11 protein-coding genes are annotated in these 14,169 nt (G+C 55.3%); 3 read left to right on the top strand and 8 right to left on the bottom strand.

The features are described from left to right. Position 1: 1 nt before the first annotated feature. Positions 2–340 carry a YdbL family protein gene (locus N1689_RS05955; RefSeq protein WP_161735194.1) on the top strand — a complete coding sequence of 113 codons (339 nt, stop codon included), beginning with the start codon at positions 2–4 and terminating at the stop codon, positions 338–340. 64 nt (positions 341–404) lie between these two features. On the opposite strand, the gene N1689_RS05950 is transcribed toward N1689_RS05955, so the two are convergent. Then, positions 405–1,004 (bottom strand): FMN-dependent NADH-azoreductase, encoded by a 600-nt coding sequence (locus N1689_RS05950; RefSeq protein ID WP_161735191.1) that lies wholly within the window; start codon positions 1,002–1,004, stop codon positions 405–407. Between the two features lie 256 nt (positions 1,005–1,260). Here N1689_RS05950 and hrpA point away from each other — a divergent pair, with 256 nt between their 5' ends. Further along, the gene (gene hrpA, locus N1689_RS05945) at positions 1,261–5,163 is read left to right on the top strand and encodes an ATP-dependent RNA helicase HrpA (RefSeq protein ID WP_260058258.1); all 3,903 of its coding nucleotides are present in this window, start codon (positions 1,261–1,263) and stop codon (positions 5,161–5,163) included. Positions 5,164–5,217: 54 nt separating this feature from the next. Here the strand turns inward: hrpA and N1689_RS05940 are convergent, their stop codons facing one another. From N1689_RS05940 to rstA, 5 genes are all read right to left on the bottom strand, one after another. Continuing rightward, positions 5,218–6,027, bottom strand: a complete 810-nt coding sequence (locus N1689_RS05940; protein WP_008925243.1) for a serine protease — start codon at positions 6,025–6,027, stop codon at positions 5,218–5,220. Between the two features lie 294 nt (positions 6,028–6,321). Further along, positions 6,322–6,789 carry an acid resistance repetitive basic protein Asr gene (gene asr / locus N1689_RS05935; RefSeq protein WP_260058257.1) on the bottom strand — a complete coding sequence of 156 codons (468 nt, stop codon included), beginning with the start codon at positions 6,787–6,789 and terminating at the stop codon, positions 6,322–6,324. A 159-nt stretch (positions 6,790–6,948) separates the two neighbouring features. Continuing rightward, positions 6,949–8,436: a carboxypeptidase M32 gene (locus tag N1689_RS05930; RefSeq protein WP_260058256.1), complete on the bottom strand. Its 1,488-nt coding sequence runs from the start codon at positions 8,434–8,436 to the stop codon at positions 6,949–6,951. 19 nt (positions 8,437–8,455) lie between these two features. Then, the gene (gene rstB / locus N1689_RS05925; RefSeq protein WP_260058255.1) at positions 8,456–9,757 is read right to left on the bottom strand and encodes a two-component system sensor histidine kinase RstB; all 1,302 of its coding nucleotides are present in this window, start codon (positions 9,755–9,757) and stop codon (positions 8,456–8,458) included. After that, positions 9,754–10,479 carry a two-component system response regulator RstA gene (gene rstA / locus N1689_RS05920; RefSeq protein ID WP_013357953.1) on the bottom strand — a complete coding sequence of 242 codons (726 nt, stop codon included), beginning with the start codon at positions 10,477–10,479 and terminating at the stop codon, positions 9,754–9,756. The genes rstB and rstA overlap by 4 nt, the downstream gene beginning before the upstream one ends. A gap of 178 nt (positions 10,480–10,657) precedes the next feature. Between rstA and N1689_RS05915 the strand changes: the two genes are divergently transcribed. Then, entirely contained in the window at positions 10,658–11,071 is a 414-nt protein-coding gene (locus N1689_RS05915; protein WP_161735178.1) for a hypothetical protein, read from the top strand. A 19-nt stretch (positions 11,072–11,090) separates the two neighbouring features. On the opposite strand, the gene N1689_RS05910 is transcribed toward N1689_RS05915, so the two are convergent. Next, complete coding sequence (locus tag N1689_RS05910) at positions 11,091–12,482, bottom strand: basic amino acid/polyamine antiporter (RefSeq protein ID WP_222925438.1); 1,392 nt, start codon at positions 12,480–12,482, stop codon at positions 11,091–11,093. Between the two features lie 204 nt (positions 12,483–12,686). Then, positions 12,687–13,640: a DUF1471 family protein YdgH gene (ydgH, locus tag N1689_RS05905; RefSeq protein WP_260058254.1), complete on the bottom strand. Its 954-nt coding sequence runs from the start codon at positions 13,638–13,640 to the stop codon at positions 12,687–12,689. Positions 13,641–14,169: the final 529 nt, after the last annotated feature.

Genomic DNA, 14,169 nt, shown 5'->3' with positions numbered 1-14,169 from the left:
GATGAAACGCATAAGCGCGGCGCTGTTCCTCGCCCTGGCGATAGCTCAGCCTGCCTGGGCACTGACGCTCGATGAGGCGCGGCAATCGGGCCGGGCAGGTGAAACGCTTTCCGGCTATCTGGCGGCACGTTCGCAGGACAGTGAAACGCTGGCGCTGGTGCAGCGGATTAATGCCGGACGTCAGCAGGAGTATCAGCGGCTGGCAGAGCAGAATAATCTCTCCACGGCTGACATCGCCAGTATTGCCGGACAGAAGCTGGTGGGCCGTGCGGCAGCGGGAGAATATGTGCGCGGCATTAACGGTCAGTGGCTGAGAAAAGTGGCACAGAGCAGTCAGTAACCGGCGAAAAAAAACCGGGCGCATGGCCCGGTCTTTTACAGCGTCATCCTGAGATGAGTGAGACTTATGCCGTCACGATCTGCTTGATAGCGTCTTTCGCTTCAGCGGTCGCTTTGCTGGCCACTTCAGGACCGTAAGCGATGCCTTCAGCAAACACGAACTCAACGTCAGTGATGCCGATGAAGCCCAGGAACAGCTTAACGTATGGGGTAAGAAGATCGGTTGGGGTATCTTTATGAATGCCGCCACGGCTGGAGATCACCACAGCCTTTTTGCCTTTAACCAGACCTTCCGGACCTGCTTCGGTGTAGCGGAACGTCACGCCAGCACGGGCAATCAGGTCGAAATAGTTTTTCAGCTGCGTCGGGATGTTGAAGTTGTACATTGGCGCGGCAATCACCACTTCATCATGAGCCTGCAGTTCTGCAATCAGTTCATCGGACAGGTCCAGTGCTTCCTGCTGACGTGGTGACAGTGGCGCTTCGGATGGGCGCATTGCACCCACTAACTCACCATCCAGAACCGGAATCGGGTTAGCGGCCAGATCACGTACAGTGACTTCTTTACCCTGTGCCTTTGCCTGTTCAACGTAGAAGTCAGCGAGCTGGCTTGACTGTGAGTAGCCTGCAAGGATGCTTGATTTCAGAACTAAAACTTTGGTCATGGTGGTTTCCTGTCTGTTACGCGGAAGACTTTCCGCTCAATGGTTTACACTCTACGGTTATCAATGGCGCGGTGAAAGCGCAATATTTCGAGACCCATGTTCGAATTTATTGAATAAGCGTAACCGGGGCCAGCCGCCGGAACGGTTCAGAATGTGCTATGATGCGCACAATTATTTTATTGAATCAGCTGGTTATCCCGGCTTGCAGGGCGCTGCTTCTCGCAGCGACACCGTCTGAGTAAGGTACGTCACTATTATGTCATCTCCCGATACTTCCCCACTGGCAGCGCTCTGGCCACGGCTCGACGGTGTAATGCTGCGCGATCGCCAGCGTCTGCAGCGCCGCTTGCAGGGTGCCAGAAAAGCTAAAAATTCCGAGGCACAGCAGGGCATTGCCCGTGAGCTGGAGCAGGAATTTATTGCTGCTGAACAGCGCGTGGCCCAGCGCCACGCGGCTACGCCAGCCATTACCTTTCCGGACAATCTGCCGGTCAGTCAGAAACAGCAGGATATTGCCGCCGCGATTCGCAACCATCAGGTAGTGATTGTTGCGGGTGAAACCGGCTCAGGTAAAACCACGCAGCTGCCGAAAATCTGTCTGGCGCTGGGACGCGGTATCACGGGTCTGATTGGTCATACGCAACCGCGCCGTCTGGCTGCGCGCACCGTGGCGAACCGTATTGCTGATGAGCTCAGCACCTCACTGGGTGGCTGTGTCGGCTATAAAGTGCGGTTTAACGACCAGGTCAGCGAACTGACGCAGATTAAACTGATGACCGACGGGATCCTGCTGGCGGAGATCCAGCAGGATCGCCTGCTGATGCAATATGACACCATCATCATTGATGAGGCGCACGAGCGCAGCCTGAATATCGATTTCCTGCTCGGTTATCTGCGTGAGCTGCTGCCGCGCCGCCCCGATCTGAAAGTGATTATCACCTCGGCGACCATCGATCCGCAGCGCTTCTCGCGGCACTTCAACAACGCGCCGGTGATTGAAGTCTCCGGCCGGACTTATCCGGTCGAAGTGCGCTACCGGCCGGTGGTTGAAGAAGCGGATGATGGCGATCGCGATCAGCTGCAGGCGATTTTTGATGCGGTGGATGAACTGGGACGCGAGAGTCGCGGCGATATCCTGATCTTCATGAGCGGTGAGCGCGAAATCCGTGATACCGCCGATGCGCTGAACAAACGCGACCTGCCGCACACCGAAGTGCTGCCGCTCTATGCGCGACTGTCGAACGCGGAACAGAACCGGGTATTTCAGTCGCACAGTGGCCGTCGCATCGTGCTGGCGACCAACGTCGCGGAAACCTCACTGACGGTCCCGGGCATCAAATATGTCATCGATCCTGGCACGGCGCGTATCAGTCGCTACAGCTTCCGCACCAAGGTGCAGCGCCTGCCGATTGAGCCGATATCGCAGGCCTCCGCTAACCAGCGAAAAGGGCGTTGCGGTCGTGTTTCGGATGGTATCTGTATTCGCCTCTACTCGGAAGATGACTTCCTGAGCCGTCCGGCTTTTACCGATCCGGAAATCCTGCGCACCAACCTGGCGTCGGTGATCCTGCAGATGACCTCACTGGGACTAGGCGATATCGCCGCCTTCCCGTTTGTGGAAGCGCCCGATAAGCGCAATATTCAGGATGGCATCCGCCTGCTGGAAGAGCTGGGCGCGCTGACCCTGAATGAGGAGAGCGGACACTACAAACTCACCGGGTCCGGGCGTCAGCTGGCACAGCTGCCGGTCGATCCGCGTCTGGCGCGGATGGTGCTGGAAGCGCAGAAATTTGGCTGCGTACGTGAAGTGATGATCATCACTGCCGGTCTGTCGATCCAGGACCCGCGCGAGCGCCCGGCAGAGAAAAAGCAGGCGTCCGATGAGAAGCACCGGCGCTTTGCCGACAAAGATTCCGACTTCCTCGCCTATGTGAACCTGTGGAACTACCTGGCGGAGCAGCAGAAAGCGCTGTCCGGCAACCTCTTCCGTCGCCAGTGCAAAAGTGACTTCCTGAACTATCTGCGGGTGCGGGAATGGCAGGATATTTATACCCAGCTGCGGCAGGTAGTGCGCGAACTGGGCATTTCGGTTAACAGCGAGCCGGCTGAACTGCAGCCTGTTCACTGCGCGCTGCTCAGCGGTCTGCTGTCACATATCGGCCAGAAGGACACCGACAAGCAGGAGTACACCGGTGCACGCAATACCCGCTTTTCGATTTTCCCCGGCTCCGGGTTGTTTAAAAAACCGCCGAAATGGACCATGGTGGCAGAACTGGTCGAGACCAGCCGCCTGTGGGGCCGCACTGCGGGTCGCATTGAACCGGAGTGGATTGAACCGCTGGCGCAGCATTTGATTAAACGCAGCTACAGTGAACCGCACTGGGAGAAATCGCAGGGCGCGGTAATGGCTGCCGAGAAGGTTACGCTCTATGGTCTGCCCATTGTCGCCGCGCGCAAGGTGAACTATGGAAGCATTGATCCCACTCTGAGTCGTGAGCTGTTTATCCGTCACGCGCTGGTGGAGGGCGACTGGCAGACCCGACATGCTTTCTTCCGTGCTAACCAGAAGCTGCGCAGTGAAGTCGAAGATCTGGAACACAAATCCCGCCGTCGCGATATTCTGGTAGATGACGAAACGCTGTTTGCTTTTTATGACCAGCGCATTGGCAAAGAGGTTGTTTCAGCGAAGCATTTCGACAGCTGGTGGAAAAAGGCCAGCCGTGAAAACGCGGAGCTGCTGAACTTCGACAAACAGATGCTGATCAAAGAGGGCGCGGATAAGGTCAGCCAGCTTGATTATCCTAACTTCTGGCATCAGGGCAACCTTAAACTGAAGCTGAGTTACCAGTTCGAGCCGGGGGCCGATGCGGATGGCGTGACGGTACATATTCCGCTGCCGCTGTTGAATCAGATTGAAGATAGCGGTTTTGAATGGCAAATCCCGGGCGTACGCCGTGAGCTGATCATCGCGCTGATTAAGTCACTGCCCAAGCCGCTGCGCCGCAACCTGGTGCCGGCACCCAACTACGCCGAGGCGTTCCTGGGGCGTGTCAACGCAATGGAGATGCCGCTGCTCGATGCGCTGTCGCGTGAGTTTCGCCGCATGACTGGTGTCACGCTGGAGCGGGAAAACTGGCAGTGGGAACAGGTGCCCGATCATCTGAAAATGACCTTCCGTGTGCTGGATGAGCACAACCGCAAACTGCTGGAAGGCAAAGATCTCACCGCGCTCAAGGCACAGCTGAAAGGCAAAGTGCAGGAGACGCTATCGAAAGTGGCAGATGACGGGCTGGAGCAGAGTGGTCTGCATATCTGGAGCTTTGGTGAACTGCCGCGCAGCTACGAACAGAAGCGCGGTAGCTATCAGGTCAAAGCCTGGCCTGCGCTGGTCGATGAGAAAGAGAGCGTCGCCATTCGCCTGTTTGACAGCGAGCAGGAGCAGCAGAAAATGATGTGGCGCGGTCAGCGTCGTCTGCTGCTGCTGAATGTGCCGTCACCCGTTAAATATCTGCACGAGAAGCTGCCGAACAAAGCCAAGCTCGGACTTTACTTCAACCCTTATGGCAAAGTGCTGGAGCTGATTGATGACTGCATCGCCTGCGGCATCGACAAACTGATGGATGAAGCGGGCGGTCCGGCCTGGGATCAGACCTCATTTGAGCAGTTGCGTGACAAAGTTCGCGGCGAACTCAATGAGACTGTAGTGACCATCGCGAAGCAGGTTGAACAGATCCTGACGGCCGTCTTCAACATCAATAAGCGTCTGAAGGGCCGGGTCGATATGACGATGGCGCTGGCGTTGTCCGACATCAAGGCGCAATTAAGTGGCCTGGTCTACCGCGGCTTTGTCACCGGAAACGGCTGGCAGCGGCTGGCGGATACGCTGCGTTACCTGCATGGCATTGAGCGTCGGCTGGAAAAACTGCCTGCCGATCCACACAGCGATCGTGCGCGCATGTTAAAAGTGCAGGCAGTGGAACAGGCGTATCAGGCGTGGCGCAACAAATTGCCGCCACAGCGTCAGGATGATGAAGAGGTGCAGAATATCCGCTGGATGATTGAGGAGCTGCGTATCAGCTTCTTTGCTCAGCAGCTGGGTACGCCGTACCCCATCTCAGATAAGCGAATTCTGCAGACAATGGAGCAGATAGCAGGATAAAAGCCAGGATGCGTGCCTTAACAGGCACGCATCAACAGTGAAGGGTTGGGAAGGCTACTGCGCGAGAGATTCCAGCTTATCTTTAAACGAGGTGACCGAAATCGCGCGATTGTCAGCCAGATAGCGATCTTTCGCTGCCGGTGCTGAGCTTTGTACCGCGATTAACTGCCAGCCTTTATCGCTTTTGAGCAGCAGCGGTGAACCACTGTCGCCCGGCAGGGTGTCACACTGATGCGACAGCACGGCACGCTGCGCCCAGCCGGTAATCAGGCAATCACTGTGAGAATAGAGCGTATCCAGATGATCGGCCGGATAGCCTGCCTGCGTCACTTTGCGTCCGGTCAGCTTCAGCGCCGCAGTAAGGTCGCTGCGTGAGCCATCGAACAATGGAATCGGCGTAATTGCAGAGGGCGGATTGCGTAAAATCACGATGCCATAATCATAGGGCGCAGCACTGCTCGGCACGATCCAGCCTTCACCATCCGCTTTTAATTTTGACGCCAGCGAGGGTTCAACGCGCGCATCAATATCATGAAGCTCGTAACGCCAGCCTTTATCACTGGCCATAAATCGCAGTGCCACCGGCTTATCGAAATTACCCGGTGGAGAGAGCAGACAGTGTCCGGCCGTCAGCGCCAGATGCGGAGAGATGAGCGTGGCAGTACAGAGGTTGCCGCTTTCGGTTTCCAGCTGACCAATGGCATCCCAGGGGGCAGCGGTAATATCGGTGATTGCCTGGCGATGATCCTTGCCGAAGAACAGCATCTTAATTTCAGCAGGAGTAGGCGAGTCATCGTCATCATCGGCGTGAACCGTGGTGGCAAAGCTGAAGAGTCCAACCATTAACAGGGTAGCCAGGCGCATAGAAATCTCAATGGCGACAAAAATTAACGTTATTGTTATTACGTAAGTACGGTAACTATAGTCGGTGAGCGTTGAAAAAGGGAGTTTTATTGGTTAATCAGTACGCTACAGCGGCTAAATAAAAAAGCTGGCTGCAACAATGCCACACAGGATCATAACAAGCAGAATAATTTCGAAGCGATAGCGACGCACTATTTCATCCACTCTCGTCATTTCATCCACTCCAGTAAAGAAACACCCGGCATAACCGGGTGTTTTTAATTATCATCTCGTGGCCGTGCGCTGAAGGCGACCTTAGTTTTTAGCTGCTGGTTTCACAACTTTTTTGTGGTGAACTTTTTTAGCGGCCTGCGCTTTCTGAGCAGCTGGCTGAGTTACTTTTTTATGGTGAACTTTTTTAGCAGCCTGGGCTTTCTGAGCGGCTGGTTTAGTTGCTTTTTTATGGTGAACTTTTTTAGCCGCCTGCGCTTTCTGTGCAGCAGGTTTTACCGCTTTCTTGTGGTGCACTTTTTTAGCCGCCTGCGCTTTCTGCGCGGCATCTTTTTTCACTGCTTTTTTGTGGTGTTTCTTAGCAGCCTGGGCTTTCTGAGCTGCTTTATGGTGTTTCTTGTGCGCAGTTTTGTGAACGGTTTTAGCCGGTGCTGCAGCGGTAGTTGTTGTTGCGGCTGGCGCAGCAGCTGGAGCAGCTGTGGTGTCAGCAGCGAAAGCAACAGAAGACATACCCATAGCAGCGGCGACAACCAGTGCAAATAATTTTTTCATTGCAAATCCCTCGGAGACTGTTTTTTCATGTGTAGCCCACTGCGGGGCCGGTGAAGAGACTATAGGGAAATCAATGAACGGTGTCCGTGGGTGTTTGGTATCGGCGTGTAACCGATTGTACAAAGGCGGAAAAGGGCGGTCAGCAGACCGCCCGGAAGCTTAGCTATTCAGGTAGCGTTGTTCAAGATGCTGGCGGAAGAGAGCCGGATTCAGCGCTTCGCCGGTAGCATTGATCAGCAACTGGTCGGTGGAGAAACGGCTGCCGTGCTGCCAGATGTTCTGTTGCAGCCAGTCAAATACCGGCTGCAGTTCACCATGCTGAATCAGCTCGCTGAGTTGAGGGATGGCCTTCTGAACTGACCGGAACAGCTGTGCGGCATACATCGCGCCCAGCGTATAGGTCGGGAAGTAACCAAATGCGCCGTCGGTCCAGTGGATATCCTGCATACAGCCATCGCGATAATTACCCCGGGTATCCAGACCCAGTGACTGCATCATCTTCTCATCCCACAGCGCCGGGATGTCTTCAACCTCAATCTCGCCTTCAATTAGCGCCTGCTCGATTTCATAGCGCAGAATGACATGCGCCGGGTAGCTCAGTTCATCTGCGTCAACCCGGATCAGGCCGGGTTTCACCTGCTGGGTCAGGCGCACGAAATTATCCGCCTGCAGAGCGGGCTGATCGCCAAAGGTAGCGATCACCTGCGGTAAAATGCGCTGCAGGAATTCGCGGCTGCGACCCAGCTGCATCTCCATAAACAGGCTTTGTGATTCGTGAATAGCCGTGGAGCGCGCCAGCGCCACTGGCTGACCGCGCCACTGCTGCGGCAGATTCTGCTCATAGCGGGCATGACCGGTTTCGTGAATCACGCCCATCATGGCGCTGAGAAATTCATTCTCGTTGTAACGGGTGGTGATGCGCACATCTTCCGGGACGCCGCCACAGAAGGGATGCGCACTGATGTCGAGGCGGCCATGGTTAAAGTCAAAACCCAGCGTCTCCATAATGCTCAGACCGAGCTGACGCTGCGCTGGAATGGCGAACGGCCCGTGCGGCGTGATAAATGACTGCTGTGCCTGTTTTTCCACGACTTGTTGCAGCAGATCGGGCAGCCAGGTTTTCAGCTCGCCAAAGGTTTTATCCAGTCGGGCGCGGCTCATACCCGGCTCATAGAGATCCAGCAGCGCATCGTAACGCGAACAGCCACGGGCGTCAGCGCGGCGCTGGGCCTCTTCGCGGCTCAGTCGTACGACTTCTTTGAGGTTGGCGGCAAAGCCCTGCCAGTCGTTGGCGGGACGCTGAGTGCGCCATGCATGTTCACATACGGAACCGGCGATCGATTTGGCTTCAACAAAATCATCAGGGAGCAGGGTGGCCTGATGATATGCGCGCTGCATCTCGTTGAGATTGGCCCGCTCGACATCGTTCAGCGACTGCTGCTCGGCGGCTTTAAGCCACTCGCCGACCTGTGGGGCGGTCAGGATCTGGTGCTGTAATACGCTCATTTCGGCCAGCGCTTCACCACGCGCCTGACTGCCGCCAGGTGGCATAGTGGTTTGCATGTCACAGCCAGCGATGGCCGTGACGTGACTGAAACGGGAAAGGCGCTGGAACGTTTTGGTAAGTTGTTGATACGCTGAGGTCACGTAAGACTCCTTGTGGATTTTAACGCAGCGGAATTTCACGCAAGGTTAGATCAACCGGCCAGCAAAAGCGAACGCTGGCACCGCCCAGCGGGCTGGACTCAATGGTTACGTTGCCGCTGAGTGCCTGGGCAATGGAGTGAACAATGGCCAAGCCCAGTCCGCAGCCGCCTGTGGCGCGATCGCGGCTGGGATCAAGCCGGACAAAAGGTTCGAAAACCCGTTCACGTTCGTCGGGCGGAATGCCCGGGCCGTCATCTTCAACCTGCAGACAACCGACCGGACCGTCGAACCATAAACTGACGCGCAGTCGCTGCTGCGCATAACGCAGCGCGTTGTTCACCAGGTTATCCAGCACCCGCTCCATCAATCGGGTGTCAGAAATGCCGATGTTTTCACGCTGCGGCAGATCAAGGTCGAGTCGCATGTCCGGGTTGATGGTGCGGAAATCGTCCAGCCGCTCGCTCAGCCAGCTGGCCAGATCCAGCGATTTAAGATTCAGATCGAGGCGCGGCCGGTCAAGACGCGCATAGGTCAGCAGCTCCTCAATCAGGCTTTCAAGCTGGCCGATGTCGCGATTCAGCGCCACCCGTTCGCCATCCGTAAGGTTATCGCTCATCTCCAGCCGGTAGCGCAGGCGTACCAGCGGCGTTCTCAGCTCATGGGCAATACCGTCAATCAGCTGCTTCTTGCTGGCGACCAGCGTGTTGATGTTCTCGGCCATCTGGTTAAAGGCGATACCCAGCCGGAACAGACTGGAGGTGCTGTCGAAATGGGTACGTACATCCAGTTCGCCCCGGCCAAAGCGCTGTGCCGCTTTTTCCAGGCGCTGCATCTCCTGCCAGTGCGGGCGGAGCCAGATAAATACCGGCAGCGCCAGCGACATGCCAATAAACACCAGCAGAGCAATATCCAGCAGTCGCATCTGGTGCAGATAAAAGAGATAGGGAATCGGCCCCACCGATAAGACATAGTGGCTGCGCGGAATATGCTGCAGAAAGGTGTATTGATCGTCGAGCGCCACGATCTCGCCTGCCCGTAACCGCCGCATGTTGGTCTCATCGAGCTGATATTTGTTCATCGGCTCAATGTGCAGGTCGAACGACAGGCCGAGATCAAGACTCTTGATGGTTTTGTTCCAGTCACGCGGCGGGATCTCACGCAGTTCGCTGCGGATCAGGTAGAGCGAGCTGGCCATCAGATCATTCATCGACTGCCGGCCCGCGCGCTCAGCGGTGAACTTATAGACCAGACCCACCAGCAGCGCCATGACCAGAAAGCAGACAAACAGCAGCAGATAGAACTGAATAAAAAGCTTTCTCATAATTCGCGCGTATCCCAGGCCTGGGGTGCGAACAGATAGCCTTTATTGCGGATGGTTTTAATGCGGAACGGCTCGGTGGCACTGTCGTGGAGCTTTTTACGCAGCCTGGAGATGGCCACGTCGATACTGCGGTCCAGGCCGTCATAACTGACGCCGCGCAATGTTTTCAACAGTGCATCACGGTTAAGCGTCTGACCTGCATGGCTGGCGAGAACCCACAGCAGATCGAAATCCGCAGTGGAGAGGGCGATCTGCTCGTCAAACAGCGTCACCTGACGGTTCAGGGCATCAATGGTCAGCGAGCCAAAACGCAGCATACGATTCGCGGCAGGCGCAGCAGGCGCATCTTCCGGCTGCCCATGCTGGGACTGGCGCAGATGCAGGCGCAGGCGGGCCAGCAGCACAGCGGGTGGTGTGGTTTTCAGGATGTAATCCTGCGCACCCATCTCCAGGGCCAGAATATGGTTCATGTCGCTGTCCAGTGAGGTAAGCAACACGATTGGTCCCTGCCAGTTGGCCCGCAGGTCGCGACAGATGGTCATGCCATCTTTGCCCGGCAACATGATATCCAGCATCACCAGGTCGGGCTGCTGTTCGGCGATGACCGCTTCAGCACGGTCGCCGCGTGTTTCAACAATGACTTCAATATCGTGACGGCCAAGATAGGCCGCAATCAGCGAACCCACTTCGGGTTCATCTTCTACATAAACAATTTTGTTCATAGTTCACAGGGCAGAGTCAGGGATGAATGAAAGCATATCTTTTCCTGGTCCTGAGCTCTACGTTATCGCACGAAATATCCGTGGCTTGCTGGTATATAACCGGCAAAATGTGCAATCATTAGCGCGGCCTTTTTGCGCCAGGTTTGGGATATTGATGATTACCATGAGGAGCGTTAGTGTGTCTGATAAAGAGCTGGCATCAGCCATATACCCTGACCGCATCTGCTTCAATTACAGTGACTTTCTTTCCGCTTCCTGCAAAAAGCGCTGGAGCTTCGTCGATGCTATTTATGGTGTGATGCCGATATTTGGCATGGTGACACGTAAATCGGCACACCGTTTACAGGGCAGTGACGACCCGTTAAAAGAATTAGCATTACAAATCATTTCCACTCAGGTTAGCGACGAAATTAATATCGCGCGCCTGATTACTCTCGCAGAACAACAACATATTAGTCGCTTTGATATCCAGCTCCCTTATCCGCTTTCGGCGGAGCAGCTGGATGCCATCCACTATGAGTATGCGAAGCCGCTGAACCTCACACAGCAGGATGACCTGCTGTGTGTATCCATCCCAGTGCAGGCACACTGAGACCCCTTTTTATCGGGCTTTAAGTCGTCAGCTCCCACACGGCGGGCAATGTCGCGGCAATCAGCAATCCCATCGCAATGCGCTCCAGCGAGGTCAGCGCAATATCGCCGCGGCCGCCGCGTCGTGCAAACAGAAACAGCAGCAGGCCCGGTGTGTAAAGCACCACTGACATCATCAGGTGCATGGGTCCCGAGGCGTACAACAGCCAGATGCCATACACGCTGGCACCCACACCGATTGCCATCGCCAGCGGCTTATGCTGTCCGCGCACCACTTTGATCAGATATAACCCCACCAGCAGATAGGGCACCAGAATCATCTCCGAGGCGATGGTCAGCAGGTTGTTATAGTCAGCACCGGTCAGGGCAATCAGGATCAGGCAGAGCTGAATACTGCCGTTGGTCAGCCACAGCGAGGCAGCTGGCGCGTTATGGCGGTTCTGCCGGGCGATACTGCGGGGAAAAGCACCCTGTTGCGCGGCAATCAGCGGCACTTCCGCGGCCATAATCGTCCAGCTCAGATAGGCACCGCACACGGAAACAATCAGACCCACCGCAATCACCGCATCGCCCCAGTGCCCCATCAGTCGGGTCATTAATCCGGCCATTGACGGGTTACGCATTTCAGCCAGTTCAGCACGCGGCACCACGCCAAGCGACAGCAGTGTCACCAGCAGATAGACCAGCAGCGCAGCCAGCACGGCGAATAAGGTTGCGCGGCCCACATCCTTTTTCTGGCGTGCACGGGCAGAGACGACCACAGCACCTTCAACCCCGATAAAGACCCACAGGGTAATCAGCATGGTCTGCTTAACCTGCTCCCAGAGCGGTTTTCCCAGCGTGACACCGGAAAAATCGAAGCGGAAACGATCATAGTTGAACGCCATCACCGCCAGTACAATAAACAGCAGCAGCGGCACCAGCTTGCCCAGCGTCGCCATCAGATTGATGCTGGCCGCGGTCTGCACGCCGCGCAGTACCAGCCAGTGAACCAGCCACAGCAGCACGGACGCACCCAGCATCGCCTGCCAGGTATTGCCATCACCAAAGATAATCCGGTCGGGTGTATCGGTGAAGAAGCTCAGGGCAGAGAAGACAATCACCAGATAGGAGACATTGGCGATTACGGCGCATAGCCAGTAGCCCCAGGCGGAACAGAAGCCCATCAGTTCGCCGAACCCGGCGCGTGCATAGGTAAAGATGCCGCCGTCCAGTTCGGGCTTAAGGCGGGTCAGCAGCAGCATCGCCAGCGACAGAAAAATAATGCCGACACCGGTAATCAGCCACCCCAGCAGCAGCGCGGCCGGACCGGCCACTGCGGCCATGTTTTGCGGCAGACTGAACACGCCTGCGCCCAGCATTGAGCTGAGCACCAGCGCCGTCAGCGCACCGAGACCTAATTTTTTCTCCAAAACTACCTTCCCGCTAGCATATATGGCTGGGTAAATCGGATTCTGTCGCTGGGTTATGTCACACCAAAGGCAGAATACAGGGACAATATCCGGTAAACAGGCGGAGGATTTTACGGAGAGTGGCAGGGGATGGCAATGCGTGACTATGCAAAACAGCGCAGGAATTATGCAAACAGCAGGGCGGCGGGTGCCGCCCTGGAGGGATTACTTAAACAGGTCAGCCGTAACGGTCAGGTTGCCGCCACTCTGGTTCTGCCACTGACGGGTGACGTGGTAGAACTTGGCACCTTTATCGGCTGCACGCTTTGCCACTTCTTCTGAAATCGCCGTTGGTGTACCGAAGTGCCCGGTGAAGGTGACGGTATCAAACGGCTGCATCTGCGCGGCAGTGATTGCGTTCACTTCCTGTACGGATTTACCGTTTGGCAGATTGACGGTATAGCGCTTGCCGGTAGAGCTTTGGGTTTCGAAGAAACGGCCCACTTTGTTGCTTGGCGTTTCAGACGAGGCCACGCCTGGAATCTCGACGTTAGCCGCCGCAGCGCCACCGGTAGCCAGAGCGGCTTTACCCGCTTCTGAATCGGCAGGAATCGCATTCGGTGTCTGCACCTTGCGTTCTTTAGCATCCGCTTTATAAACATAGGCGGTGACATACTGATTGCCGCCGCTGTTGGCATCGATCTGGCGAACGATAAAGAAGGAGGCCGCGCCTTTCTGTTTAGCCGCTTTTGAAATCGCGTCGTTCACATCCGGCTGGCTGGCAAAGAAGCCGCTGACCGAAACGGTATCGAACGGTTCAAGCTTATACGCTTCTGCTTTTGGCAGTTCATTGACGCCATTGAAACGACGGTAGGTCGTGGACTGGGTGGCTGCCGGGGCATCAGCTTTATAGAGGTCAGCCGTGACGCGCCAGTTACCGCTGTTGCCGTTGCTGTCGTTGATCGCCTGGATGTAATAAGAGGCAGCGCCCATCTGATCTGCACGCTTAGAGACCGCATCGGCTGCGTCGCCAATTGCGTTGAAACGACCGGTGATATTAATACGTTCGAATGGCTTCAGCGCGACCGCTTTTTCTGGCGTTAACTCCTGCGCAGCGAATGCATTGGCTGCCAGCAGAGACAACAGAGTGGACGCCAGAATAGTGTTCTTCAGCTTCATAAAAATAATCCTTCGCCTTACGCAAAAATGAGTACGAAAACGTGCTGGACTCTTGATGTATAACAGATTAGCCGCTGATTATTGCATGTTATAAACAGACTGTCGCAGCGATTTTTTGTGTCAGATCGCGTTATTCAACCATGATTTTTTCATTTGTTTGTCATCAAACACAGTTATGGCGTGTTTTCGTGCGGGTTACCATTAAAAGCGGTAACTGTTAGCGCTTAAACAGTTAATGCATTGTTAAATAAAGGTTTTTATTGAAGGTTAATTCGGCCGGGCACAATTTATTCTGGCAGATTATCTGCTTGCAGGACTGTTTCGCAGTGGGATTACGCAGCTTTTTTAGCAGAATCCTGAATAATCATGTGAATGTCACTACTCTGCGTAGCTGCTCTGGATCGCTCGTCACATTTTAAGTAGGTTATAAACACTTTGAAATACATGCATTCCGACTATAAGTCGCTGAAACGCTGTTTTAGCTGCGATGTCGTCATGCAGATCCGGGCCATCATCCTTAACCGATGAA

The sequence above is a fragment of the Pantoea sp. XY16 genome, from assembly GCF_025153065.1.
In the GTDB taxonomy this organism is placed as follows: domain Bacteria; phylum Pseudomonadota; class Gammaproteobacteria; order Enterobacterales; family Enterobacteriaceae; genus Pantoea; species Pantoea alfalfae.
The sequence above is the reverse complement of the archived record's forward strand: the minus strand, read 5'-3'. Positions and strand labels throughout refer to the sequence as shown.